Annotated in this window: 21 protein-coding genes; 10 read left to right on the top strand and 11 right to left on the bottom strand. The window is 44.8% G+C overall.

The features are described 5' to 3' along the window. The first annotated feature begins 10 nt into the window (after window positions 1-10). The 6 genes from HMPREF9193_RS02420 (at window position 11) to aspS (ending at window position 7,844) form a co-directional block, all read left to right on the top strand. Window positions 11-1,528, top strand: coding sequence for a sugar ABC transporter ATP-binding protein (locus HMPREF9193_RS02420; protein ID WP_021686465.1), 1,518 nt, complete (start codon window positions 11-13; stop codon window positions 1,526-1,528). A 19-nt stretch (window positions 1,529-1,547) separates the two neighbouring features. Next, complete coding sequence (locus HMPREF9193_RS02415) at window positions 1,548-2,498, top strand: ABC transporter permease (RefSeq protein ID WP_021686464.1); 951 nt, start codon at window positions 1,548-1,550, stop codon at window positions 2,496-2,498. Beyond that, entirely contained in the window at window positions 2,498-3,880 is a 1,383-nt protein-coding gene (locus HMPREF9193_RS02410) for a sedoheptulokinase (protein ID WP_021686463.1), read from the top strand. Before HMPREF9193_RS02415 ends, HMPREF9193_RS02410 begins: the two co-directional genes overlap by 1 nt. Continuing rightward, a complete protein-coding gene (locus HMPREF9193_RS02405; protein ID WP_021686462.1) occupies window positions 3,867-4,967 on the top strand; it encodes a LacI family DNA-binding transcriptional regulator in 1,101 nt (366 codons plus the stop codon). The genes HMPREF9193_RS02410 and HMPREF9193_RS02405 overlap by 14 nt, the downstream gene beginning before the upstream one ends. Window positions 4,968-5,112: 145 nt before the next feature. Then, a complete protein-coding gene (locus tag HMPREF9193_RS02400) occupies window positions 5,113-5,865 on the top strand; it encodes a hypothetical protein (protein WP_156882442.1) in 753 nt (250 codons plus the stop codon). Between the two features lie 191 nt (window positions 5,866-6,056). Then, window positions 6,057-7,844, top strand: a complete 1,788-nt coding sequence (gene aspS / locus HMPREF9193_RS02395; protein ID WP_021686460.1) for an aspartate--tRNA ligase — start codon at window positions 6,057-6,059, stop codon at window positions 7,842-7,844. 44 nt (window positions 7,845-7,888) lie between these two features. On the opposite strand, the gene HMPREF9193_RS02390 is transcribed toward aspS, so the two are convergent. The 4 genes from HMPREF9193_RS02390 to HMPREF9193_RS02375 all read right to left on the bottom strand — a co-directional run bounded on the left by HMPREF9193_RS02390 (window position 7,889) and on the right by HMPREF9193_RS02375 (window position 12,525). Beyond that, entirely contained in the window at window positions 7,889-8,449 is a 561-nt protein-coding gene (locus HMPREF9193_RS02390) for an NUDIX hydrolase (RefSeq protein WP_021686459.1), read from the bottom strand. Next, entirely contained in the window at window positions 8,450-10,762 is a 2,313-nt protein-coding gene (locus tag HMPREF9193_RS02385; RefSeq protein WP_021686458.1) for an energy-coupling factor transporter ATPase, read from the bottom strand. A 102-nt stretch (window positions 10,763-10,864) separates the two neighbouring features. Beyond that, complete coding sequence (locus tag HMPREF9193_RS02380) at window positions 10,865-12,040, bottom strand: pyridoxal phosphate-dependent aminotransferase (RefSeq protein ID WP_021686457.1); 1,176 nt, start codon at window positions 12,038-12,040, stop codon at window positions 10,865-10,867. Further along, the gene (locus HMPREF9193_RS02375) at window positions 12,040-12,525 is read right to left on the bottom strand and encodes an Lrp/AsnC family transcriptional regulator (protein WP_040847346.1); all 486 of its coding nucleotides are present in this window, start codon (window positions 12,523-12,525) and stop codon (window positions 12,040-12,042) included. Before HMPREF9193_RS02375 ends, HMPREF9193_RS02380 begins: the two co-directional genes overlap by 1 nt. A gap of 201 nt (window positions 12,526-12,726) precedes the next feature. On the opposite strand from HMPREF9193_RS02375, the gene HMPREF9193_RS02370 reads away from it, so the two are divergent. The 3 genes from HMPREF9193_RS02370 to HMPREF9193_RS02360 all read left to right on the top strand — a co-directional run bounded on the left by HMPREF9193_RS02370 (window position 12,727) and on the right by HMPREF9193_RS02360 (window position 15,373). Continuing rightward, a complete protein-coding gene (locus tag HMPREF9193_RS02370; RefSeq protein WP_021686455.1) occupies window positions 12,727-13,155 on the top strand; it encodes a hypothetical protein in 429 nt (142 codons plus the stop codon). A gap of 10 nt (window positions 13,156-13,165) precedes the next feature. After that, the gene (locus HMPREF9193_RS10675; RefSeq protein ID WP_021686454.1) at window positions 13,166-13,630 is read left to right on the top strand and encodes a hypothetical protein; all 465 of its coding nucleotides are present in this window, start codon (window positions 13,166-13,168) and stop codon (window positions 13,628-13,630) included. Window positions 13,631-13,714: 84 nt separating this feature from the next. After that, window positions 13,715-15,373, top strand: coding sequence for a Na/Pi cotransporter family protein (locus HMPREF9193_RS02360; protein ID WP_021686453.1), 1,659 nt, complete (start codon window positions 13,715-13,717; stop codon window positions 15,371-15,373). A 54-nt stretch (window positions 15,374-15,427) separates the two neighbouring features. Here HMPREF9193_RS02360 and HMPREF9193_RS02355 read toward each other — a convergent pair whose 3' ends face one another. The 3 genes from HMPREF9193_RS02355 to HMPREF9193_RS02345 are packed head-to-tail and all read right to left on the bottom strand — an operon-like array spanning window position 15,428 to window position 17,823. After that, the gene (locus HMPREF9193_RS02355; protein ID WP_021686452.1) at window positions 15,428-16,093 is read right to left on the bottom strand and encodes an MBL fold metallo-hydrolase; all 666 of its coding nucleotides are present in this window, start codon (window positions 16,091-16,093) and stop codon (window positions 15,428-15,430) included. Then, the gene (locus tag HMPREF9193_RS02350) at window positions 16,090-16,893 is read right to left on the bottom strand and encodes a DbpA RNA binding domain-containing protein (RefSeq protein WP_021686451.1); all 804 of its coding nucleotides are present in this window, start codon (window positions 16,891-16,893) and stop codon (window positions 16,090-16,092) included. Before HMPREF9193_RS02350 ends, HMPREF9193_RS02355 begins: the two co-directional genes overlap by 4 nt. 12 nt (window positions 16,894-16,905) lie before the next feature. Beyond that, window positions 16,906-17,823, bottom strand: a complete 918-nt coding sequence (locus HMPREF9193_RS02345) for a GNAT family N-acetyltransferase (protein WP_021686450.1) — start codon at window positions 17,821-17,823, stop codon at window positions 16,906-16,908. 81 nt (window positions 17,824-17,904) lie between these two features. Between HMPREF9193_RS02345 and HMPREF9193_RS02340 the strand changes: the two genes are divergently transcribed. Further along, window positions 17,905-19,431 carry a pallilysin-related adhesin gene (locus HMPREF9193_RS02340; protein WP_021686449.1) on the top strand — a complete coding sequence of 509 codons (1,527 nt, stop codon included), beginning with the start codon at window positions 17,905-17,907 and terminating at the stop codon, window positions 19,429-19,431. Window positions 19,432-19,479: 48 nt separating this feature from the next. Here HMPREF9193_RS02340 and HMPREF9193_RS02335 read toward each other — a convergent pair whose 3' ends face one another. From HMPREF9193_RS02335 to HMPREF9193_RS02320, 4 genes are read right to left on the bottom strand one after another with little or no spacing between them, the layout of a single operon-like run. After that, window positions 19,480-20,244, bottom strand: coding sequence for a hypothetical protein (locus HMPREF9193_RS02335; protein ID WP_021686448.1), 765 nt, complete (start codon window positions 20,242-20,244; stop codon window positions 19,480-19,482). Beyond that, window positions 20,241-20,534 carry a DUF1049 domain-containing protein gene (locus HMPREF9193_RS02330; protein WP_021686447.1) on the bottom strand — a complete coding sequence of 98 codons (294 nt, stop codon included), beginning with the start codon at window positions 20,532-20,534 and terminating at the stop codon, window positions 20,241-20,243. Before HMPREF9193_RS02330 ends, HMPREF9193_RS02335 begins: the two co-directional genes overlap by 4 nt. Before the next feature lie 3 nt (window positions 20,535-20,537). Further along, a complete protein-coding gene (miaB, locus tag HMPREF9193_RS02325; protein ID WP_021686446.1) occupies window positions 20,538-22,025 on the bottom strand; it encodes a tRNA (N6-isopentenyl adenosine(37)-C2)-methylthiotransferase MiaB in 1,488 nt (495 codons plus the stop codon). Between the two features lie 25 nt (window positions 22,026-22,050). Beyond that, on the bottom strand, window positions 22,051-24,729 hold the full coding sequence (locus HMPREF9193_RS02320; protein WP_021686445.1) for a ribonuclease E domain-containing protein: 2,679 nt from the start codon (window positions 24,727-24,729) through the stop codon (window positions 22,051-22,053). Window positions 24,730-24,793 lie beyond the last annotated feature (64 nt).

Raw genomic sequence — 24,793 nt, 5'->3', positions numbered from 1 at the left:
AGGCTTTGTTATGGAAGAAAACATATTATTTGAAGTATCCGGCGTAAGTAAAAAATACGGAACCGCAAACGTATTGAACGATATCGACCTGTATGTAAAAAAAGGCGAAGTGCTCGGATTGATCGGCGAAAACGGCGCAGGTAAATCCACCTTACTCAAAATAATTGCCGGAGTTGAAGAAGCCACATCGGGAAAAATGAAAATGAACGGTGCGCCCTATACATGCGCCAATCCTGTGCAGGCGAACAAACAAGGCGTCGGTATGGTTTTTCAAGAACAATCGTTAATAAAAAACCTTACTGCGGGACAAAACATCTTTCTCGGACGCGAAAAAAAATACAAAAGATTCGGCCTTATAAATTGGAAGGCACTGTATGCCGATGCCAAAAGTATTTTAAGCGAAGAAAACATCGACCCGACGGTAAAAATTTCGGCATTGGATTTTGCCGCACGTCAAATGGTCGAAATAGATAAGGTTTTTAATATCGTACAGGAATATAAAAAAAACGGAACGCTCATATTATTGGACGAGCCGACTTCCGTCTTAAGCGAAGCCGAAATAGAAAAGCTATTTAAAAAAATCGAGATTTTAAAAGCGGCGGGTAATTCCGTTATTTTCGTTTCACACCGCTTAAACGAAGTTATCGCCATAAGCGACCGGATTTACATTTTTAAAGACGGCGCAAAGGTTGCCGAAGTGAACAAAGCCGAAGCGAGTGAAAAACTGCTTCAGGAAAAAATGGTTGGGCGCTCGACAAGCGAAGAATACTTTAAAATCAATCGGCAAAAAACACCGGATAAAGAAGTTGTGCTTGAAGTTAAAAACCTCGGTCAAAAGGGGGCGTTTAAAGACGTCAACTTTAAACTGCATAAAGGCGAAATCTTGGGCATGTGCGGTGTTGTCGGATCCGGAAAAGAAAGCGTTTGTTCGGTTATTTTAGGTGATGAAGATTTTTCCGAAGGTGAAATCTTACTGCACGGAGTCGCTCAGCGTTTTAAATCCCCTGCCGATGCGTTAAAAAAGGAGATTTTATCGATTCCGAAAGAACGGCGCGAAGAAGGAATCCTCGGTATTCGCAGCATAATCGAAAACATTTGCCTTTCAAATTTCCGCCCCGTAATGAAGCATTCGCTTATTTCAAAAAAACTGCAAATCGCTCATGCGCAGGAATGGGCTCAAAAGCTCGGCATAAAGTGTGCGTCCGTTTTTGAAAACGCCGAAACCTTAAGCGGCGGTAATGCGCAAAAAGTCGTTTTTGCACGCGTCATTGCAAGCGAAGCCGACATCATTATTTTGGATCACCCCACGCGCGGTGTCGATGTCGGTGCAAAGGAAGAGATTTACGATTTGATTAGAGATATAGCAGACAAAGGTGTTGCAGTTATCATGCTCGGGGACACGCTCGACGAATGCATCGGAATGAGCAACCGTTTATTGGTTATGAAAGACGGCATCGTAACACAAGAATTCGACGCCGGCGCACACAACAAACCGGAACAAGTCGATATCGTCCGGTTTATGATGTAAGAGGAATAAGGAACGTTCTATGAGTTTAATAAAAAAAAGCACGGTGATGAACCTTTTCAGTACGATATCCATCGTTTTTATGATACTGCTGTTTACTTTGCTCAAACCCAGCTTTTTGGGGCCTCTCAATATAAAGAATATTTTAACCGATTCCGCGCCGCTGTTGGTTGTTGCAACGGGCGTCACCTTTGTGCTGTTGATAGGTTCGGTTGATTTGTCGGTAGGCGCCATATGTTCCTGCTCATGCGTTTTTACGGGACTGTGGATTGCAAAATTCGGCAACGCCATCATTCCGCTTGTACTGCTTTTCGGCATAGCATGCGGTTTGCTCAACGGCATATTGTTTACAAAGCTGAAAATCCCTTCTTTTATCGTTACCCTGTGTACGATGAATATATGGAACTGCGTAGCGCTTTTGATATCGAAGGGGCGTCCCGAAGGTATTCCCATTGAAAAATGGGGACTTATCCGCTGGGCAAAAATCTCATGGGGAATTATTCCATTTTTGTTTGTTCTTGCCCTCGTTTTTCTTGCAATATTTTATCTTGTGCAAACAAAAACGCCGCTGGGAAAATCGATTTATGCCGCAGGCGCCAACCAAAGAGCTGCAAGAATTGCGGGAATTAATATTATAAAAGCAACGCTGTTCCCCTTTGTTTTTTCGGGTGTAGGCGCCGCTCTTGCGGGTGTTTTTTACACGCTTATATTAAAAAGCAGTTTGCCGACCATAGGCAATCCCTTAACATTAACGGCGATGGCTGCGGTTGCTTTAGGAGGCACGCCTTTAACCGGAGGAAGAGGAAGCGTTTTAAGAACGGTATTGGGGGTCTTCCTCGTTATGATTATTGAAAACGGCTTGAATGTCATTGCGGTAGACGCTTTTTGGCAGCAGATTGTTTTCGGCGCAATCGTTATTTTTGCCGTATATCTTAATTCCGATAAAAATATTCGAGGCTTAATTGTAAAATAATGATATACATCGGTATTGATTTGGGAACAACTTCTCTGTGCTGTACTGCGGTTGAAAGTGCCGATTGGCGCATAAAAAAGATAAAAACGTGTCCGAACGGCGCTCACATCGACGCAAAAGAGGCGTGGGACAAAAAGCAGAATGCCGATACGATTTACGCGGCGGCAAAAAACTTAATAGATTCCGTATTTGCCGAGTATGACGGGAAAATCGGTGCTATCGCAATTTCAACGCAAATGCACGGGATTGTATACATTGATAAAAGCGGCAACGCCCTTTCCCCCTTATACACATGGCAATATCACCGCGCGGCGCTGAAGTGCGAAAAATCCGGCATACCCTACTACAAAGAATTGGAACAAAAGTTGGGAAAAAACTGCCCTCCCGGCTACGGTCTTGCAACGCATTATGCCCTGCGCTCTTGCGGCGAAATTCCCGCACATGCGCATAAAATCTGTTCTATAGGCGATTACGTTGCGATGAAACTTGCCGGAAACAAAGAGCCCGTTTCCGATATTACTCTTGCCGAAAGCTTCGGGGCGGTTTTTTTAGGCGAAAAAAACTATACTTGCGCAAAATTGCGTTCAGCCGGCATCGATCCCGCTTTATTGCCGGACACTGTTGAGTCGGACGCTATTATCGGAACATACCGAAACGTTCCGGTCGTTACGGCGATAGGAGACAACCAGGCAAGCTTTTTGGGCGCCATTACCGATTTGCATTCGAACGCGGTAATCAGCTTAGGCACCAGCGGACAAATTACCTGTTACAGCGAAAAACCGGTACACATTGAAGGGGTGGAAACACGGCCATTCCCCAAAAAGGGTTATATTTTATCGGGTGCTTCACTATGCGGCGGATACGCATATGCACTTTTAAAACGCTTTTTTTGCGAAACCGTAAAATGGCTGTGCGGAAAAGAAGCCGAAGAAAGCTGCAATGTCTATAAAAAACTTGATGAAATAAATCCTTTCGATATCCCGAACATACCCATTGTTAAAACAAGTTTTTGCGGAACGCGCACCGTACCCGATGCAAAAGCACTTATAGATGGAATCGACGAGTACAATTTTCTGCCGCAAAATATAAGCGCCGGTCTTGTCTTGGGAATTATCAACGAACTTAAAGATTTTTTTAATCTTTTTCCGCAGGATATTCGAACAAACATCGTTCAACTGTGCGGTTCCGGAAGCTTTTTTAACAAACATCCTTTTGTGCAAAACTGCTGCGAAAAACTGTTTGATCTTCCCGTACAAAAAACGCCGCGCGATGAAGAAGGTGCCTTCGGAGCGGCAATCAATGCAGGTATGGCATTAGGTGACTTTTCCGATTATAATGAAGCGGTACAAAAAATAAAGGCTTTGAACGATGACGGAAAATAAACTTTCACCCAAAACAAAAAAAGTTTATCAATATCTTTTGCATTTATTTAACAACGGACACCTTCTTGCCGGCGAGCAAATTCCTTCCGAAAGTGAAATAGCACAAACGCTGGAAGTTTCGCGTCCTACGGTCGCAAAAGCCGTTAACATACTCGTAGAAGAAGGAAAAGCATACAGAAAAAGCGGGATAGGAACTTTTTTACGCAACAGCGATGCGGATAAAAAGAAAAAAAGGATGATAGGGCTTGTTTTTCCCTTAATCGGTTTAAGCGAAATCTTCCGCCCGATTACCGAAGAAATCGTAAAATTATCCGAAACGCTTAATTTTTCTCTTGTGTGGGGAGCGCAATTTAACGGAGCAAATATAACAGGCACGCAAACCGAACACATGATAGATTTTTATATCGAACAAAAAGTTGACGGTATTTTGTTTGCGCCCGTAGAACTTACGCATAATTGTTTTTCGATAAATAAAAAAATCATCGGTAAGCTGGAAAACCGCAACATCCCCGTCGTATTGGTCGACGCGGATTATTATGAATTCCCCAAACGCAGTGTTTACGATCTTGTCGGAATAGATAATTTCAAAGCAGGTTATGTTTCGGCAATGCATTTTATCGAACAAGGAGCAAAAAGAATCGATTTTTTGCGCCAAAGTTTTATGGCTCATACCGTACCGCAGCGCATTATGGGGTACCGGCAAGCGCTTTTAAACAGCGGAATAACGCCGCACAAAACATGGGTGCACGATATTCAGGATTTTTCATCAAAAGAACTTTCGGATCTTATACATAACGGTGCACAAAACATTATCTGTGCAAACGACAATACTGCAATGAAGTTTATAAAAGCTTTATCGGATACTGACATCAATATCCCCAAAGACGTGCGAATCAGCGGCTTTGACGACATTGAAGCCGCACGCTACTTTCCCATACCGCTTACAACCATAGCCCAGCCGTGCAAAAAATTGGCTGAAGTTATTATACACACAATGCTTACACGGATTGAAAACCCTTATTTGCCTGCCCGCAATCTTATGCTTGACTTTGAATTAAAAGTCCGCGAATCGAGTATACTGGAATAATATCGGGCAAACGATGCGGTACACATAAAAGTGTAAAAATCAAAAGGTAAAAAAAACTTCGCTTATTCGTTACCATCTTAAATAAACGTTGTTATAAAAGTACGCTATGTTAGCTAAGTTTAATTTTTTTACAGGAAGGATTTTTATGAAAATCAAATTGATTACCGCGGCGGCGGTAGTAACTGTGGCGGTGTTGTTTTCCGCCTGTGTATCACACAAAAACGATGCGATGTCCTCCGCCTCAAAAAAAGACATGAAAAAAATGGACAGCTCGATGAACATGACGGAAGGCGAGATGATGATGAGCGACTTTGTTCTCGAATCGGGTACCGTTACTGAGGGCGACGGATTTGGAATGCAGTTGCGCATTAAAAGCGCTGCACATGATGAAGTTATCTTCAACATACAAGAAAAAACACCGACTATTGATGCAACAACAGGTGCTTCTACAAAAAAAGCGGCTATTAAAACCGGCGTACCTATTTACGCATGGGTTTCGCCTGCATACACCGCCAGTTTGCCTCCGCAAACTGCTGCACAAGTGCTGTTTGTAAACGTGCACGATGAATCAGCTCTTCCGGTATTGGCAGAAATTGCCGAAATTGACTCAAAGGACGACGTAATATCGCTTACCGCAACAAACGGCAGCAAATGGACATTCAGTAAAAACATAGAAATCGGCATGCATCCGGTTGCAGCGATGGGAAAAGCCGATGCGGCCGCCCTAAAAAAAGGCGTCAAAATACTTTTATGGGAGACCGACAAAATGATGATGAATGGAACAACTGCAAATGATAGCGAAAACTCCGCAAAAACAAAAAAGCAAAGTGAAGACATGATGATGGACGGTAAAATGGGTAAAATGCACAAAGCCGCCAAGATCCTCATTATTTCCTAAAAACAAGTTCTTATCAGGATACCGTTTGCAGCGGGGTCGTTCCGTCGGATAATTCTATCCGAAGCAATGATATACGCCGCAAACGGGTATCTGCCGACATTGCCGGCTTCCCCATACACTTATGTTACGCATTGAAAGAGAATGCCAACACGGCTTGCATATCGGCGTAATTCCCGCTATGATATTCCATCATGGAAACATTCAAACGCACGCATACCTGCGGCGAACTGCGCAAAGCAAACGCCGGCAGCACGGTTATATTAAACGGGTGGATTCACCGCATCCGCGAACACGGCGGCATTACCTTTATCAATTTACGCGACCGGTACGGCATAACGCAAGTTGTCGTCGACGCCGATTCTTCCGATCATATGCAAGCTTGTGCAAAAGATTTGCACATGGAATTCTGTATTGCCGTTGAAGGAGAGGTCAGAGCGCGCCCCGATTCCATGGTAAACGCCGATATGGGCACCGGCGAAATCGAAGTTGTCGCGCGCACGATTATCGTGCTTTCAAAAAGCGCGGTATTGCCTTTTATGATTGACGAAGTGCAAAAAGACGGAACTCCGGTTATTCCGAACGAAGATTTGCGCTTAAAATACCGCTATTTGGATTTGCGGCGCGAACAAATGCAGCACCATTTGGCGCTGCGCCATAAAGTCGCCCTTTCGGTACGCAACTATCTTGCTTCGCACGGATTTTACGAGCTTGAAACGCCCACCTTTATTAAATCGACGCCGGAGGGCGCGCGCGACTATTTGGTGCCGTCGCGTTTGTATCCGGGAAAGTTTTACGCGCTGCCGCAATCGCCGCAGCTGTACAAGCAACTTTTAATGGTTTCCGGTTTTGACCGCTATTTTCAAATAGCGCGCTGTTACCGCGACGAAGATGCGCGCGGCGACCGTCAGCCCGAATTTACGCAAATCGATATGGAAATGAGCTTTGTGTCGCGCGACGATGTGCTGAACATAACCGAAGGCATGATGCAAACCGTGTTCAAAGAAACGATGAACATTGCTCTTCCCGAGCATTTTACGCGGCTTGCCTACGACGATGCGATCGCTTTGTACGGAACCGACAAGCCCGATTTACGCTTCGGCTTGAAAATGACCGACGCTTCGTTTATGGCCGATTTGGGCAGCTTTCAAGCGTTTAAAGACGCCCTTCCTTCGGGCACCGTAAAAGCGCTCACCGTTCCCGGACAAGCCGAAGCGTACAGCCGCAAAAAAATAGAAGAACTTGAAAGCGTCGCCAAAATCTACAAAGCCAAAGGTCTTGCGTGGATGAAAGTAGCCTCTTCGGGCGAACTTGAAGGCGGCATTTCCAAATTCTTTGAAGGAAAATCAAAAGAAATTACCGAAAAACTGCACGCAAAAGCAGGCGACCTTATTTTGCTGTGCGCCGATTCAAACTATAAAACCGCATGTACTGCGCTGGGCGCCGTCCGCTCCAAATTGGGAAAAGACCTTTGCCTTGCAAACCCCGATGAATTTGCCTTTGCATGGATTATCGACTTTCCGCTTTTTGAATGGAACGAAGACGAACAAAAATGGGACGCGGCGCACCACATGTTCAGCATGCCGCAGGAAAAATACCACGCAACGCTGGAAAGCGATCCTGCAAGCGTTAAAGGCGATTTGTACGATTTGGTGCTGAACGGCTATGAACTTGCATCCGGTTCAATCCGTATTCACGATCCGGACTTACAAAAGCGCATATTCAAAATCGTCGGCTTTAACGAAGAAGAAGGTCAAAAAAAATTCGGCTTTTTAACCGAAGCCTTTACCTACGGCGCGCCTCCTCACGGCGGGATTGCCCCCGGCTTGGATCGGCTCGTTATGCTTATGTGCAAAGAATCGTCGATAAAAGAAGTTATCGCCTTCCCCAAAAACACCTTTGCCGTAAGTCCGATGGACGACTGCCCGAGCGAAGTCGACGAAAAGCAGCTTAAAGAACTGCACTTACATATTACACAATAAAATAACCGGCAGGCGAAGTGCATCGGCTCAAAGCACGTACGGCCTTACCGTCTGCCGAACCACGTTTGTAAAGCAAAGGCTGCAGACGGAAAAGCGAGAGGAATTGCCGAAACGTCTTGCATTTTTTGCAGCGGAAAAATCCGGTAACCTTTTATTTCATCAGCGTCCTGTGCGCTCAAACCGCGCAAAAGCGAAGCGGCTTCGGTACTGGAAGGAAGCTGCGCTTCAAAAAAAAGGTCGCAGGTTTTATATACAATATTTTTATATTCGTAGGTATTCGGTGCACTGCACACATAACGCAGCGACACCGGCGTTATTCCCGTTTCTTCACGACATTCGCGCACACACGCGTTTTCCGCACTTTCATCCGGATCGACAAAGCCGCCGGGTAATGCATAAAATCCTTTGCGCGGCTCGCGTCCCCGTTTTACACACAGTACCGACACGCCGTTTTTATCCTGCACGGGAATAATCAAACCGACGGCAGCTGCGGTATTATGGTATAAAGTAAAGCCGCACAAAGGGCAGCTCCACTTGCGCTCATCGAGGTATGCTATTTTTTCGCATAAACACACGGGACAGCGGCGAAAAGGATTTGTTTTCATTTAAAACCTCCGTGCGCTAAGCGTGTTTGCAAAAGCTTCGGCTCTTCGAAACGTTTGCACCACTAAAGGGACAAAAAGCGGAAGCATTCCGCGCAAACGTTTAAAAAAACCTTTTTTTCGGGTAAAGCCGCCGCGAATAAGCTGAGTCTTTACTATTTGCGAAGCATCTTCGGCTAAAACCGGTATAAAACGGAACACGGAAAAAAGCGTAAACGATATGTATTTACTTTTTATGCCGACAAAATCCAGCGGATGCAGTATTTTTTTTAAGCCTTCGAGTATATGTGCCGTATCGGTGGAATACATAAAACCTATAACGCAAGGAATAGCGGCGGCAACGTGCAAAAGCGTAACAACGGCAACCTGTATTTTTGAATCGGTAATTGAAAAACGGTACAAAGAAAAATATACGTTTTCACCCGCAATCGGCGGAAAAAGCAAAAACTGCAGCGCAGCAAAAAATACAAGATATGGCAAAAACGCGCAAAAAGTAAGCCCCAGTTTTTTTAACGAAAAATGAGATAAAAAAGCATAACATACGGAAAACAGCGTGCACACGCTCAGCGCATACGGGTTTTGTATACACAAGGAAACAATAAATAAAGTTAAAAACAACAGTATTTTATACACGGCGTTCATTCGGTGCAAAGGAGTGTTTTCGCTGCGGTACACTCCGGCTTCGGTATGGCGCAGTTTGTCGAGCATGCTCGTATCGATAGGAGCTATGCGGGAAAGCCCCCCGCAGCCGTCCGGACTTTTTTTTGCGGAAATTACCGAAGCCGCATCAGCGCTTGGAACTTGAACTTTTTCGGTTACCTTCCCTTTCTTAAAAAGAATAAGACGGGAAGCAAAAGCGCCCTCTTCGGCACGGTGCGTGGAAAATATTACCGTTTTTCCTGAAGAAGCAAGGTCTGCCAAAACGTTTAATACTTGCAGCCGGGCTTTCGGATCGAGCCCTGCTGTCGGTTCGTCAAATAAATATAAATTGCTGTCCAAAACAACGATTCCGGCTAAAGAAAGTTTTCGTTTTTCACCCCCCGACAGCGTATAGGTTCTTCTGTCGGCAAAGGTTTCAAAAGGCAAATCGCAGATATCCATAGCACGGCGTACGCGCTTTTTAAGTTCATCGCCCGATATGCCTTCGTTTTTAGATCCGAACGCAACATCATCGGCTGCAAATTCTTCAAAGAGCGCGCTTTCGCAATCTTGGAGCGCCAGCACCGGCTTGTATTTTGCACACACTTTACCTTGATTCGGCTTTAAAAGACCGCAAGCAAGTTCAAAAAAAGTCGATTTTCCGACACCGGAAGGTCCCATTAAAGCTGTAAGCGTGCCTTCGTAAATATTCAGCGAAAAATCGGTAAAAACCGCTTTATCCGGACCGTAAGCAAAATCGACATGAGAAAAGCATAAAGCGCGATTCTCCGTTTGCTCATCGGAGACGCCGGGTATTTTCCGCGCTCTGCCGGAACCGTTTTGCTTTTGCGTTTTGCAGCTGCTTTGTTGATGTGCAGCACATGCGGCGTTTACGGTATGCTCGGCGCTTCGGCGCACCAAAGGCGGAAACAAAGCGTTAAATAAAGTTTTTTGTTTTTTAAAATCACTGCTTGAACCGTCAAACACAAGACAACCGTCATCCATTACCAGTATGCGCCGTGCACGCAGCGCTTCATCGGTATCGTGGGTAACATGTACGATTGTTTGTCCCTGCCGGTTGCGCTCGTCAAGAAAATCCAAAATGCTCTTACGCACTTCAGGGTCGACCATAGAAACCGCTTCATCGAGCACAAGCAAATCGGGCTTAAGCGCCACTATACCGGCAAGGGCAAGCTTTTGTTTTTGTCCGGTTGATAAAAAAGCCGTTTTATCGCTGCGCATTTGCTCCAAATCTACCAACTGCAAACATTTATCCGTGCGCTGTTCAACCGTTTCCGGCGCTAAATTAAGATTTTCGGGACCGAATGCCGTATCGTGTCCGACAGTTTCGGCAACGATTTGATCCCGCGGAGACTGGAACACAATGCCTGAAGATATTGCCCCTCTATCCTGCTCGCAAAGAATGCAATTGCCGCTTTGCCCGGCGCGACGGGAATTGCGATGTTTGCAGCCGGCGGAATCGGCGGTTTTTATTGTTCCCGATTGAGCTTGTAAAAAACCCGCCATAAGGCGGGCAAGCGTGCTTTTACCCGAACCGTTTGCTCCCAAAACGGCAATGTATTCCCCTTTTTCTATAGTAAACGACACATTTTTAAGCGCTTGTACTTTGCTGTCGGGATAAGAAAAAGATACGTGTTCTACAGAGATTTGAACCATCTGACGAGTATATACAATTTCAGTTTTTAATGCTATAGTTTTGACATGCCGTTTGATATGCCGGCACCGCATAACAGCGCACAAATCGGCGATACAGCGCCGTCAGTACTTTTTCCGGAAACCCGCTTCATCAATCATAGTGCCGATACGGCGCAGCGCTTCTTTAATTTTTGCAGCATCGGTAGCGTAACAGCAGCGGATAAAACCTTCACCGCCGGAACCGAACACCGAGCCGGGAACAACGGCAACACCGTGTTTTTCTATAAGCTGCGTTGCAAATTCTTCAGATGTAAGACCGGTACAGCGGATGTCGGGAAACATATAAAAAGCACCCTCCGGCTCTGCAACGGGCAACCCCATGTCCGTAAACGCTTTATACATTAAATTGCGCCGCTGGCGGTACGAAACGCGCATTTTTTCAACTTCCGCAGCTCCGGTACGCAAACCTTCCAAAGCGCCGTACTGGCTCATAATCGGAGCACAAATGGATGAATACTGATGCAGCTTATGTACTTGCTCCATTAAATCGGGCGGGCAGCATACAAAGCCGATTCTCCAGCCGGTCATGGCAAAGGATTTTGAAAAACCGTTGAGCACCACTGTATACGGCTTCATGCCTTCAAACGAACCTATAGAACAGTGCTCGGCACCGTCGTACACAAGCTCACAGTAGACTTCATCCGATATAACCCAAATTTTATGTTTTTTTACCACATCGGCGATTTTTGCAAGTTCCGCACGGGGAACAACGCGCCCGGTGGGATTGCTCGGCGAACACAGCATAAGAGCTTTGGTATTCGGAGTAATTGCTTTTTCTATAGCTTCCGCCGTCGGATAAAAACCGGTAAGCGCAGTATTAACCGAAACCAATTTTGTAGCACACAGTGCGGCAAGCGGCTGATAAGACACATAGCAAGGCTCACACATAATAATTTCGTCGCCCGGATTTAAAATAGAACGCAGCACTGCATCTACAGCTTCGGAAACGCCTATAGTAATCAATATTTCGCCTTTGGGGTTGTAGTGCAAACCGTATTTTTCAAGATACACGGCGATTTGCTCTCGCAATTCCGCAAGACCCCAGTTCGACGTGTAGGAAGTATGCCCCTGTTCCAAATGATAAAAAGCTTCTTCTCTGATAATCCACGGAGTGGGAAAATCCGGCTCCCCCACTCCCAAAGAAATAATATCGTTGCGCCCGATAATCAAATCGAAAAATTTACGAATCCCCGACGGCGGAATTCCCTGTATTAAAGAAGACAAACGCTCGCCATTCATTATGCGGTAACTCCCTCGCGCCGGTCGGTTTTTTCGTCTACGTATACGATATTGTTTTCTTTGTATGTTTTTAAAATAAAATGAGTTTTAGTACCGCGAACACCTTCCAGCGCAGACAGCTTTCGGGCAACAAAAAAAGCCACATCTTGCAAACTTTCGCCTTCAATAATAACTTTTAAATCATAACCGCCGCTCATCAAATACAACGAGCGCACTTGCGGAAAGCGGTACAAACGTTCCGCCAAAGCGTCAAACCCGTGTTCGCGTTCGGGTACCACTTGAATTTCTATTTCTGCGCGCACCGACGTTTTAGAGTCCGCTATTTTTTCGGGGTTAACAATTGCCGCATATTTTAAAATAACGCCTTCGTCTTCAAGCTTTTTTATCGCAGTTTTTACTTGTTCAACCGTTTTTTTAGTCATAGCGGCTATATCTTCCGCCGAAAGGCGTGCATCCGCCCTCAATAAATCTAAAATTTCTTCCATAGCGCTCACAATAGCCCTTTTACCGAGTTTTTGCAAGGGATAAGAGATTACAGAGATACTTTTAATACTTAATCTGTATAAAAATTAGCCTAATATAACTATTGTATTTTTTCAATTTCGGATTTATAATGAGCTTGTCTTAAAAAACATTGTTATGTTTTAAAAGACAAACCATCTATTACCTTATTAAAGGAGAAAGATATGGAAAACAAAGATTTTATACCGTATCAGCAGTTAAGGGTTGCAGGATTGCACACGCTCAGCTTTTTCGGCTATGCGCTGCATATTTCAATTCATGCATTAATGGCTCCGGGAATGGACAAAGCTTTGCTTGATGAAACGATGAAAACAATGCAAGCAACATCGGGCGTCTTAATGATGATTTTGTGGACAGTATTTACAATTTTGCCGGCAATATTTGCCTATGTGTTTACATCAAAAAAAGGCTGGCAGGCAACGGCAATCATCGGTTTGATTTCGGTTGTATTAAACGGACTGCACGCGTGTGCACATATCGCTCAAGGCGATCTTATGAACGGTATTATCACTTTCCTTTTGCAAGTACCGGCTGCAGTTATTGCCGTTTTGTGGTCGTTTAAATTGTTAAAAGCTTTTAATACCAATAAATAAGAAGTTTAATATGACAGGATTAAAAAAACTTTTTATAGCATGTGCATGCTTTTGCATTGTTGTACCGATTTTTGCACATACACCGCTGTTGATTATCGAAGACAGCGACGATCAATTTGTGTATGTAAAAGCGGGTTTTTCAAACGGACAAGATGCTGCAGGGATGCCGCTTTATGTTAAAAGTAAATTCGACAACGGTATTATCGAAAAGCTTACTTTTCCCGAATCAAGCCAGCTGGCTATAAAAATACCGGAAGAACCGTATTTTTTGATGTTCGACGGCGGGCCCGGTCATAAAGTTGCAAAAAACGGTCCGGCAGGCGAAAACGGATTTACGGTCCATCCGGAAGCTGCACAAAACAAAATACCCGGACAAGGTATGCCGCTTTGGCTGATAATCCTCATTATAGCTGCAATACTTACCGCAGGTGTTTTTATAAAACAAAGATTTTCGCAAAATTCGGAAAAAACCTAAGCTTGTCTAAAAAGCACTTCCGGCAAAATGCTCTTGTTTAAAACACCCTTGTGCAGTTTATGCCAAGTATGTTAGGCTACAGACGTGCACATTATATCGGTTATATTTCAGCTTGCCGGAAGCCTCGCATTGCTTTTGTATGGGATGAAAACGCTCAGCGAAGGCATTCAAAAAAGTGCGGGAAACAGTTTGCACCGCTTTTTGGCAATTATGACCAACAACCGCTTTGCGGCGGTGTTTACTGGCTGTTTTATTACTATGATTATCCAATCCTCAGGCGCTACTACCGTTATGGTTGTGTCGTTCGTTAACGCCGGTTTAATAACGCTGCAGCAATCCGTAGGTGTCATCTTCGGTGCAAACATCGGAACAACGATTACCGCGTGGATTGTCGCACTGTTCGGTTTTAAATTCAACATTGCCGTTGCCGCCATTCCCCTTTTCGGTATCGGTTACCTTATAAAATATATACGCAAAATAAAAAAAGAAAGCGCCGGAGAAGCGTTTATGGGTTTCGGACTGCTTTTTTTAGGCTTGGATTTTTTATCGAAACTGACTCCGTCACTGACCGAGAAAAACACGGCATTTTTAAGCGCTTTTCAGGACATCGGCATTGTAAGCGTTTTTTTAGGAATGTTTGCCGGCTTATTGATTACCGTTTTGCTTCATTCATCCAGCGCGGCTACCGCCGTTATTTTAACGCTGTGCCATAACGGCGTTTTACAGTGGGAATTTTCTGCGGCAATGGTGCTCGGAAGTAACATAGGTTCTACGGTCGACGCGGTATTGGCATCACTACACACAAAGGCAAATGCCCGGCGAGCCGCACTTGTTCACGTATTATTTAACGTTACCGGAAGTATTCTTGCACTTGTTTTTTTCCGACCGCTTTTAGCTGCGGTAGACTTTATTACCCCCGGACAAGTTATGCAATCGCTGCCTTCTCACATTGCCATGCTGCATACACTGTTTAACATATTAAACACACTTTTATTTTTGCCTTTTACTTCGCAAATTGCCTTGTTAACCGAAAAACTGATAAAAGCGCGACCGAACGAAGTTCCCGACGAATACCGGCTGGAGTTTATTTCAAGCGGTGTAAAAGAATCCGTTGAACCGCATATTATGCAAGCGGAAAAAGAAATATCGGACATGATTATGATGGCAATCGTAATGTTTACACGCATACGGGAAGGTTTTTCCGACAGAAGTGAACGGTTTATCGGCGAACATTTGGATTTTATTAAAGAGCGTGAAGCGTATGCCGACCAAATGCAAGAGCAACTTTCTCACTATCTGTATAAATGCATGGAACTGCCGGTAACCGAACAGCATCGCAACAATATTGCTGCGATGCTACATATTGTAGACGAAATAGAAAACATTACCGACGATTGCTACAGTGCCGCCATCCACTTAAAGCGCAGTATAGAAAAAAACATGAAATTCAACAAAGCCGATATGGATGCACTGCAGCCCTATGTAGATTTGGTTGAACACTTATTAAACTTTGTAAACGCGCATATAAACCGACCGCTTTCGCCGGAAGAATTGCAACAAGCTGCAGATTTGGAAAACAAAATCGACGAATTTAGAAAAGAATTAAAAAAGATTGCCCGCAAACGGCTGGAAGAAGGCGCCGATGTTAAAACCGAACTTTTGTATATCGATATGGTACGCAATATAGAAAAAATAGGGGATCGCGCGTACAGTATTTCCGAAGCTCTTGCCCGCACAAAGTAATACGAATAAAAAAACTAAAGTTACCAAAAAAGAACTTCGGTTACCTTTTGCCGATTATACAAAGCAAAAACCGCCGTTTTTTTCTTTACCTATGGTTGTAGCGCCGCCGTGTCCGGGAAACACCCTCGTGCGCTCATCAAGTAAAAAAAGTTTTTCCAAACTTTGTGCCATAAGTTCAGCACTGCCGCCGGGTAAATCGGTGCGTCCGTAAGAACGGGCAAACAGCGTATCGCCGGACAAAAGCACGCACTCTTTTTTATTGTATAAACAAACGGATCCCGGAGTGTGTCCGGGAGTATGCAGCACTTGCCAGTCCGGCGCATACTCCGGATATTGCCCGTCCGTAAGTAGTATGTCGGCGGCGGGAAACTGCGGGTATACGGCGGCTAAAGCGTCAACCAAATATGAAGCGCCCAATAAAGCAAAGTCTTCGCGATGTTTATCGTATGCCCCCGTCCCCACATACGCGGCATCTTTGCGGTGAATGCATACCGGCGCGTGCGGATACAGTTCTTTTAACTTCGGCAGCGCAGCTAAATGGTCGAAGTGACCATGCGTCAGCACAATAGCGCTTACGTGCGATGTGCCTATTTTAGAAGCAATATGTTCGCCGTCTCCGCCCGGATCGACGACAAAAACGGCATTTTCCCTGCCGTCACAGCACGGTACGATATAAGTGTTTACCGCAAAAGCTCCTGTGGGAATGCAGTCAATCGTCATACCATATTGTGCGTATCGCCGCTTTCAAGCTGTTCGGTATTTGCAGGCTGCTCGGTGTTTTCAGTTTGTTCGCCGCTTGATGCCTGTCCGCTGTTTACCGGTTGTTCTGATGCCGTTTGAGTATATGCGGCACCGGTACGTCCGTCTTCGCCGTCATCTTTTTTGCGCGAAAAGCTTACGTTCAATTTTCTACCGCGGTATTCACAACCATTTAAACTATCGATTACTTTTTGTGCGTCTTCGGTATACACTTGCACAAAAGAATAGTTATCCAGTACCCGTATATCGCCTATGCGCTCACGCTCGACAGATGCATTTTGAATGATCAGGGAAATAATGTCACGCGGGAACACGCCCCGGGAGCGCCCTATTCCCACAAATACGGTTGCCGCTTTATCTGCGGGTATAACAACACGCGCTCCGGCGGAATTCGATTTGGTATTTGTATATCCATTTGTACCGCTGCGCTCGTTTTCTTCGTTGCGTTCAAAACGCTTTCCGCGGGAAAAACGCCCCGCTTCGCGGGTTTGCTTTTCCGTTTTATCGAAACGGGAAAAAACCGTTTCTTTTTTTCCTTTATCTGCGGCAAAAAGCGGCGCAAACGAGGCACCCAAAGTTATTTGCTTTGCCAAATAAGCGGCTACATACGTACGCAGCCCGAACGGAACGTTCTTTTTTAACAAGCGTTTAAAATCGTTTAAAACAAGAGGATCTTCTTCGGTTTTAACTTTTATTACCGCATTTTTTACCAATACTGCAAACCGTTCTTTACTGACGGAATTATTCCGCTGAAACGCCATTACTTTCTCCTACTATTCGTTTTTGTGTGTCTGACCCGGATCCGCCAAAAATCCGGACGGAACCGTTTGAAAACCGCTGCGGAACATAAACCGTTCAAAAAAATCGGGAATATACGCACCGGGAACATACAGCTTGCACACTTGCCGAGCACTTAGATATTCGCTTGTACGCGCAAGCAATTCTTTGCCTATTCCCAATCCTCTCCACTGCGGAAATACGTAAAAAGCCGTTATCGCCGCCGTATTTTTTGCATTACCGGAAAAAAGGACAGCACTCATATAGCCGGCACATTCGCCTGCAAGCGTTTCGGCGGCAAAGTTAGCACCGGTTTTGCCCTCGCAGCTTGTATACGGCATATATTGCATACGCAGCAAAACCCCTGCCGTTTCCGCTCCGTAAGACTCGGTTAATTCCGAGCGCACATTTTGCAAAATATTTTGCAAAACTTGAGCGCTATCGGCTTCATTGTATACGCAAAATACAAAATCGCCGCCGACCAATTCATCCGTTTCTTCCGGTTCGCAGCCGATTCTTTCAAGCCCCCAGCAATCGCGTAAAGCGTTGTACCACAAAACGATTTCCCGTTTCATAGCCTTTTGCTTAAAAGAAAACCACAATTGCTCGGCTTCGGGGTACTTTTTAAGTACATCCTTAAAAGCGCGGAACACGCCTTTTCCCGCAAACAGCACGGCACGCAATTCCTTTACAAGCTGAAAGTTATGCAATTCAGACACAAAGTTTTCCATAACCTTAAAGCCTTGCACGGAATCCCACACCGGCAAACGATAATAACGGTCGGTATCCGTTTGAGTTGTTCCGTCAAGTTCAACCGGCTTTTTTTCTGCGGAATCGAAAACACAACGGGCATTTTGGTTTTCCATAGAAAATATAAGCTGATTAACTGTTTCTTCGGTTAATTCAAACTGCATACCGCGCTCTATTATAGCATATTTTTAAAGAAAAGCAACGGAGGTTGAACGCTCAAAAAAAATACGTTATAGTATGGCGGTATGAAAAAATTGACGATTATTTTGTTTTCGCTGGCAGCAGCATGTGTTGTTTTTTTTGCATTTAAAAAATATCAATCCAAAATAAACGCTCAAAAAGCGCCGTCTACCAAAACAATTATTCCGGCAGCTTTCGGCTCACAACAAGGGACGGCAAACGGAGCAAATGCAAACACGGAAGAATTGACACTTACATCTTTAATTCCCCTTTTAACCGACGAAACCCTGATTGCAACATATTCCATCGATTTTGACCAAGACGGTTACGACGATCAAATAGTCGCGGTTAAAACACCGGACAGCCAATTTATAAAAGTAATCGTCGGTTTGTATAATTCGCTTTTTAATACGTACGAGCGTTCGGTAGAATTGGTTACCGATATAGAACAGGTAAAAACGTTTTCTCTTTCGGCAATGGACATTACCGGCACACATGAAAATGCTTTAATTATAACAGGTTACAGCACTAAAAACGAATCGCTTTTTGAAGCATGGCTGCCGCGGAAATTTTTTAACAAACTGGCGCTGCATAAAATTGCCGATTTACAAGCCGAAGGTACCATCTTTGTGCAGCAGCGCAAACGAAGCGATTCCTATCCGCTCGAAAGCGAAGACGGAGAAAGTTTTCCGATATGGGCGTATACATCCGACCCCGGCGCAGCAGCGGGTTCGCTTGATCAGCTTCAAATTATGTACGATTGGAGCAAAGCAGAAGAAAAATACGTTCAAAAAGTGCGCTCTAAAATTGCCGGAAAACGCATTACCGCTCAAGAGTTGGCAAAAATACAAGATGGAACCGAAAGCACGTTCGCTTCGTTTTTAAATGGGCTATGGGTAAAACCTGCCGAAACGACGGAGCAAAGCTGGTTTTTATTTTTTGATTACGATAAAAAAGAAATTATCTTTTTTCAAAAAGACCGTCAAGAAATTTATATGTGGGGACGCAGTACGCTCAGGCGCAACGGTATTTTGGTATACACCACAAATAAATCAATGACCAATATTTCACGGCGTTTTGACATTGCACTTATTTCAACAGACGAAATACGCATAAAAGTTACCGACGATTTGGGTATACTTATCAATTCGGAAACGCTGTGGGACGGCAGTTATAAAAAACAAAATTCTTCCGCTTTTTTTACCGGGTTGGTACAAAAAACTGAAGACAGCGAAGATGATGCCGTAAAAATTTTGCAAACGGAAAACCGCAGCGTGTGGAAATGCAGCAACGGATGGAACATAAGTTTTACCCAAAGTTCATACAAGGCAAAAAACGGCTCTTTGTCCGAAAACGGCGTATATACCGAATTAAACACTTTAAACGAAAAATTGCTGCAATTTAAAAGCGCAAAACAAAACAGTCCTTTTTCCGGATTTTACCGGGCTGAAATTATAAAACCGCAAAGCGGTACGCAAACCGGCTCGCCGAGCATTAGAATTTCGCTGTCGCCGGTTACGGTAAATGCGTTGTCTATAGAAAACACTGCAGGTCCGGTTTTATATTTGGAAGCCGTTTCTCAAAAAGAATAAAAGGATCGGTTTGCATGATTGCGCCGCCTCGCACAATCAAGTGCGCTATTAGTCGGCAGCGCTTTGCAAAGTTAAAAAATACCAAAACGGTGCGGGAAAAAATTCGGCTTGACCGTTTGCAACGGAAGCTTCAGGCGAAAAAGGAAAATCGTTTTTAAGTTTTTCTGCCCAGCGCTTTTCGCCGGTTATATGATACAAAGTTAAAAGCAGCGCCGGCTTAACGCTTATCATATCTTGATCGTCGGCATACGAGCGCAAAGCTTTTAAAGGCGCTTCCAGTTCTTTTTTATTTTGTGCTTTTATTATCCAGCTCCACAGCGCATATAATTTTGCCGACGCTTTTACGTAAGACGCCTCGCTGCCGGAAGAAGCCGAATCGGCTGCGTTTAAAGCCGGCGCAACGGAAGTGCTTAACAAAAAATCGGCAGTAGATACATCCGCACGGCAAAGAGCGCAGCGCACGCTGCCCAAAAGCATTTTTTGTCCGCTTAACGTGCGCTCTCCTGCAAAAGAAGCCGCCGCGGTATACGTTTTTTCGGCATCGGCATATAAACCGAGCCGCTCTTGCAAAGCGGCAAGCGTTTGGCTTGCTTCAAGTTTTTTTTCAACGGGAGCATTACTTTTAAGCGTTTTTAAAAGGCTGTCCGTTACGGACTGTACATCGCCTTCGGCTAAAGTGCCGCTTTGCTTTTGTGCAGTATCCGTTTCCGCTGCAGTCAATACCGCGGCGAAAAAGCAAAGCGTACAAAAAAATGCAGCAAGCGGCTTAAGCGTAAACCGAAAGCGCATATTCACAAGCGGTATGCCGGTCACTGGCTGTCCTTTTCGGAATACAAAACGGGTCCGCCGTGTGCCGTTTGTGCTGCAGCGTTTTCCGTAGTTTTTTTACTTTCAGCGTTTTTTCTTTTGCGCCGTCCGATAAAAACAAAGGGTAAAGTTATTAAAATCCCTGCGGCAAAAGAAAATAAAATAGTTAAAAAAACGGGAACTTTTTCAAGACGGCTAAAACCGAAATTGATATCACAGGAATTCCCCAAATTCAATCCGGTAAAAACGGCGGCTATAATCAAACACAGTATAAAAAAAATCAACTTCCAGGGCATAGCTTACTCCGATTTTTTTATTTTACCACGAAACGTATTGCCGTGCAACTCGTCTATATGCACATCCACAAAGTGTCCTATCATTTTTTTATCCGCCGGGAACACTATCCGTTCATCGCGTTCGGTATGACCCAAAAGTTCTCCGGCATTATCGCGCGAAACGCTTTCGGCAAGTACGCTTACCGTTTGTCCCACGCGCTTAACGATTTGTTCTTTTGTAATGTTTTGTTGTACTTCGATAATACGCGCAAGGCGTTCTTTTTTTATTTTAAGCGGAATTTGATCGGGAAAAGTGCACGCCGGAGTTCCTTCGCGCGGGTTATAATAGTACATAAAAGCCGTTTCATAGCGGACTTGTTCCATTAAAGAAAGCGTTTGTTCAAAATCGCTTTCCGTTTCTCCGGGAAAACCGATTAAAATATCAGTTGTCAGCGAAACGCCGGGCAAAGCTTTGCGTATGCGTTCAACCAAATCGAGGTAGTGCTCACGGGTATAGCGGCGGTTCATGCGGCGTAAAATATCGTTTGAACCGTGCTGAACGGGTAAATGAATATGGCGGCATATAAAACTCCAGCGACGTATAACTTCTATAAGACGATCGGATAAATCTTTAGGATGGCTCGACATAAAACGCACCCATTTAATTGAAGAGCCGGTTGCATCTATGTGCGAAGCGATTTTTTCCATAAGGAGCGGAAAATCGCAAAGCTCGTCATTTGCGCCGTTTTCGGTATTACCGTTTTTTTTCCAATTGTACGAATTGACGTTTTGCCCCAAAAGGGTTATTTCGCGCACATTTTGCGCAGAAAGTATATCTAGTTCATCTAAAATTGCCTGCGGAGAACGGGAGATTTCTCTTCCGCGTACATAGGGCACAATACAGTATGTACAAAAATTATTACAGCCGTGCATAATCGGCACAAATGCTTGAAAAGCTCCCGGTTCAAGCGAAAGCGGAGCAAATGTATACACGGGCGTATCGGGAAAATCCGAAGAGTTATTATTCGGCTTATTTGAAGCATTCTCAAAAGAACGTAAAGAAAAACGGCGAGAAGCGGGTAGCGCTTGTTTTAAAACCTGCGCTTTTTCACTCTTCGGAACATCGGACAACGCCGTACTGCCGGCACTGTTTTTTTCAGCTGCAGATGCAATATCGGTAAAAATGTTTTTTTCAAAATTGCCTACTACATAGTCTACTACCGGAAAGCGGCGCTTTAAATCGGCTTGAAGACGCTCTGCCATACAGCCGGTTACACTTAAAATAAAAGGACTTTGCTCGCCGCGCGCTTTGCGCAAAGCGGTATACCAGCCTAAACGACCTTCAATCCGGCTTTCGGCGGTAGCGCGCACCGAACATGTATTGATAATAATTAAATCCGCCGTTTCCGCTTTATGTGCGGCACTCCAGCCGCGTTTTATTAAAAGCTGTTCGACGGAAGCAGACTCGGCTTTGTTCATTTGACAGCCGTATGTTTCAAAAAAAAAGGTCATAAGGTTTTAAATATAGCACAAATTATTAAATTTTCAAAACGGAATCTACCAGCTCTTGGAATTCCGAATTCAAGTCGGCAGGAGTTATATCCAGTTCGGCTTCGTCGGCTATAACAAACAATCCGTCTTTTTCAAGTATGGATTCTGCGGCGGGCTTTAACAACAAACCGCTGGGCGGCGGTGCCATTTTACCGAGCGTAAAGCTGAACGGCAATTCTTCCAAAAATTCGGCAGAAGCAATACCGTCATCCGTTTCATCGTTTTGTGCAAGTACGCTGTCCGCGGCAGTCTTTGTTTCCGACTCGATATTGTCAAGTACGATATTTTTTTGAAACACGGAAACCGGTATAGGCTTACTGTGTGTTTGGCTGCTTCCGGCTGCCGGAGCGACCGGTTCGTCTTCTATTTCGATTTCCGGCGTTGTCGCGATGCTTGCCGCCGGCTCATCGGCGTTATCTGACTCGGCATCTGCTGTCACAGTGATTTCGCTTACCGCATTATCCGCGCCCGCGTCCGCATCCGCAGCCTCGTCAAACGCCTCAGTTTCATCCGCTGCCGCAGTGCTTTCATCGGCATTTACCATAGCAGAACTTTCGCTTTCTGCTATCGCAACGAATTCTGTTTCGGCGTCGATTGTTTCCGGTTCAATTTCGGCGGCAGGCTGCAGCACAACACTTTCAGGCTCGGCTTCAGTGCCGATTTTTTCGGCCGGAAGCACAGCAAGTTCATCGGTGTTCCCGCCCGCAAAAATGTCAGTATCCGTAAACGGAGTATCCTCGCCGGCAATGTAAGCGTCCTGTTCAATGAACATGTCCGTTTCGTCAATAACCGCAAGCGTTTCGCCGGCTGCCGGTGTGTCCGGCTCGGTTTCGGTAACGCAAAGCTCACCGCCGACACTAAGCGCGTCAGTACCGTCCGCAAAGATATCTTCAGTTTCCGGCTCTGCGGCAGGTTTATCCGCGGTAATGCCGGCAACAGCTTCCGGCGCTGCGGCGGGTTCATCTTCTGTTTCGATTTCCGCAAGCACATCGAGCGGTTCAATTCCGGCATCACCGGATGCATTCGCTTGAGGTTTAAGCTCAACCGGTTCAACATTTTCTACCGGGCCGAACGGTTCGGTTTTGTCTTCAAAGTCTTCAAGCTCTTCAACTTCATCGAGTTCGCCGAGTTCTTCAAGCTCATCTATGTCTTCGGCTTGCAAAACAGCTTCGCTTTCCGGCAACGTTTGCGCAGGAGTTTGTTCTACCGTTTGTTGCGCCGAATTTTCAGCGCTTAACAGCACTGTGCTTTGCGTATTCTCCGGATACAGTCTTTCAACGCTCAGCGATGCATCGTGCACATTTTTTTCGGCTTGCGCTGCAGGGTAAACCGTATTTTGAATGCTTTGATTTTTTTGAACCGAATGCACGCCGCCTTGCAAAAGAATTTGTTCCAGTAAATCTTTTATTTGAGTTGCGGTAACATCGGAAGAACCGGTGCTTTGAATGCCGCTTTGCGCACTCAAAACCGCCATAATTTCGTTCCACGACGTATCGAGCAAAAAGTCGACTTCGCTTGAACGGCGTTTTGCGCGCGAGCCTAAACTGCGTTTTATACCTTCGCGCACTTCCTGTTTTCGCCGGCTCATATCAGCATACACCATATTCCAATCGACTTCGGTTTTTGCCGCAACATATTCGTTTATAACCGCCAGCTGAAAACGTTTTATACGCTCGCGAATAATATTCATGTCGTCGCTTTTTATATTAAAAATTAAAAAGATAACGAGCAGCGTGCTGACAAAAACGCTTAGTAAAAGCAGTATTTTTAAGCTGTCCGAAAAAACAAACAAATTCTCCGGATACAGCCATGCCGCATATATGCGCACATTTTCAATCGAAGCAAAACTGTTGCCGGAACCGGAAAGCAGTACCCACACATCTGATTTTTCGTTTTCACCAATCCTTTCAATCGCAGAAGTTCCCTGCTCCCACTTTTTATTTACGGCATCGATTAAATTTTCGGAAATGCCGTTGGGTAAGCCGAACACAAAAACCGGCTTTTTCCGGTTTCCGGCAAAAACGGCTTTATCGGTAAAACGCACCAGTTTTCGGCGCACCGCTTCACGGATAAAATCCGAAGACGCCGTATAAAACACAAGCGTTCCGCGGTAAACAAAAAAACTATCGTATAATGGGAAGCAATATAAAATGCGCTCGTTTTTAGGGTCGCATACAATGCGCGCCGCTTGCTCATCTGCAGTATCGATTTCATTATATGCAAGTTCGTTGATGTCGGCATACAATCGGTAAGATATTGCTTTGTCCGTTTGCTGTAATATATCGTCTGTAAACGTACTGTAATGAATACGCTTTCCGTTTTTGTCTATTATGCGCACACCGCTTAATGCGGGAACGGCGTTCATTAACGCACCGAATGCATCTTCTCTGCCTTTTATGTTTTCGTCGCTTTGATCAAATGTAAAGCTGCTCTTTACGGAAGGATTTTCTGCCAAAGGTGCAAATTTTTTTTGTGCGTCGTTAATGTACTGCTCAAGAAAAGCGCTTACATCGGCAAGTTTGCCGTTTACGTCGCGAACTATTGCGTTTTGGTAAAACCGCGTTTCCACTACCGAAAAAAGTTTGGTAAACGAAAGCACCGCAAAAGCGGCAAAAACGAGAATCGCGGTTAATAAACTGATTGCAACCTTTTGACCTGAGGTCATTGTAATGTGATTTCTCCTCTGTACACTATCGGCATAAATTCAAGCTCTCTTGAACACATCTTTG

This window comes from Treponema lecithinolyticum ATCC 700332, assembly GCA_000468055.1.
Classification (GTDB): domain Bacteria; phylum Spirochaetota; class Spirochaetia; order Treponematales; family Treponemataceae; genus Treponema_C; species Treponema_C lecithinolyticum.
Note: the sequence above shows the minus strand (reverse complement) of the source record. Positions and strands in the feature narration are given on the sequence as shown.

What these genes read in the sequence shown, in the direction of transcription:
- HMPREF9193_RS02420 (WP_021686465.1), top strand. Translation starts at nt 11, where the DNA reads ATGGAAGAAAACATATTATTTGAAGTATCCGGCGTAAGTAAAAAATAC.
- HMPREF9193_RS02415 (WP_021686464.1), top strand. Translation starts at nt 1,548, where the DNA reads ATGAGTTTAATAAAAAAAAGCACGGTGATGAACCTTTTCAGTACGATA.
- HMPREF9193_RS02410 (WP_021686463.1), top strand. Translation starts at nt 2,498, where the DNA reads ATGATATACATCGGTATTGATTTGGGAACAACTTCTCTGTGCTGTACT.
- HMPREF9193_RS02405 (WP_021686462.1), top strand. Translation starts at nt 3,867, where the DNA reads ATGACGGAAAATAAACTTTCACCCAAAACAAAAAAAGTTTATCAATAT.
- HMPREF9193_RS02400 (WP_156882442.1), top strand. Translation starts at nt 5,113, where the DNA reads ATGAAAATCAAATTGATTACCGCGGCGGCGGTAGTAACTGTGGCGGTG.
- aspS (WP_021686460.1), top strand. Translation starts at nt 6,057, where the DNA reads ATGGAAACATTCAAACGCACGCATACCTGCGGCGAACTGCGCAAAGCA.
- HMPREF9193_RS02390 (WP_021686459.1), bottom strand. Translation starts at nt 8,449, where the DNA reads ATGAAAACAAATCCTTTTCGCCGCTGTCCCGTGTGTTTATGCGAAAAA.
- HMPREF9193_RS02385 (WP_021686458.1), bottom strand. Translation starts at nt 10,762, where the DNA reads ATGGTTCAAATCTCTGTAGAACACGTATCTTTTTCTTATCCCGACAGC.
- HMPREF9193_RS02380 (WP_021686457.1), bottom strand. Translation starts at nt 12,040, where the DNA reads ATGAATGGCGAGCGTTTGTCTTCTTTAATACAGGGAATTCCGCCGTCG.
- HMPREF9193_RS02375 (WP_040847346.1), bottom strand. Translation starts at nt 12,525, where the DNA reads ATGGAAGAAATTTTAGATTTATTGAGGGCGGATGCACGCCTTTCGGCG.
- HMPREF9193_RS02370 (WP_021686455.1), top strand. Translation starts at nt 12,727, where the DNA reads ATGGAAAACAAAGATTTTATACCGTATCAGCAGTTAAGGGTTGCAGGA.
- HMPREF9193_RS10675 (WP_021686454.1), top strand. Translation starts at nt 13,166, where the DNA reads ATGACAGGATTAAAAAAACTTTTTATAGCATGTGCATGCTTTTGCATT.
- HMPREF9193_RS02355 (WP_021686452.1), bottom strand. Translation starts at nt 16,093, where the DNA reads ATGACGATTGACTGCATTCCCACAGGAGCTTTTGCGGTAAACACTTAT.
- HMPREF9193_RS02350 (WP_021686451.1), bottom strand. Translation starts at nt 16,893, where the DNA reads ATGGCGTTTCAGCGGAATAATTCCGTCAGTAAAGAACGGTTTGCAGTA.
- HMPREF9193_RS02345 (WP_021686450.1), bottom strand. Translation starts at nt 17,823, where the DNA reads ATGCAGTTTGAATTAACCGAAGAAACAGTTAATCAGCTTATATTTTCT.
- HMPREF9193_RS02340 (WP_021686449.1), top strand. Translation starts at nt 17,905, where the DNA reads ATGAAAAAATTGACGATTATTTTGTTTTCGCTGGCAGCAGCATGTGTT.
- HMPREF9193_RS02330 (WP_021686447.1), bottom strand. Translation starts at nt 20,534, where the DNA reads ATGCCCTGGAAGTTGATTTTTTTTATACTGTGTTTGATTATAGCCGCC.
- miaB (WP_021686446.1), bottom strand. Translation starts at nt 22,025, where the DNA reads ATGACCTTTTTTTTTGAAACATACGGCTGTCAAATGAACAAAGCCGAG.
- HMPREF9193_RS02320 (WP_021686445.1), bottom strand. Translation starts at nt 24,729, where the DNA reads ATGACCTCAGGTCAAAAGGTTGCAATCAGTTTATTAACCGCGATTCTC.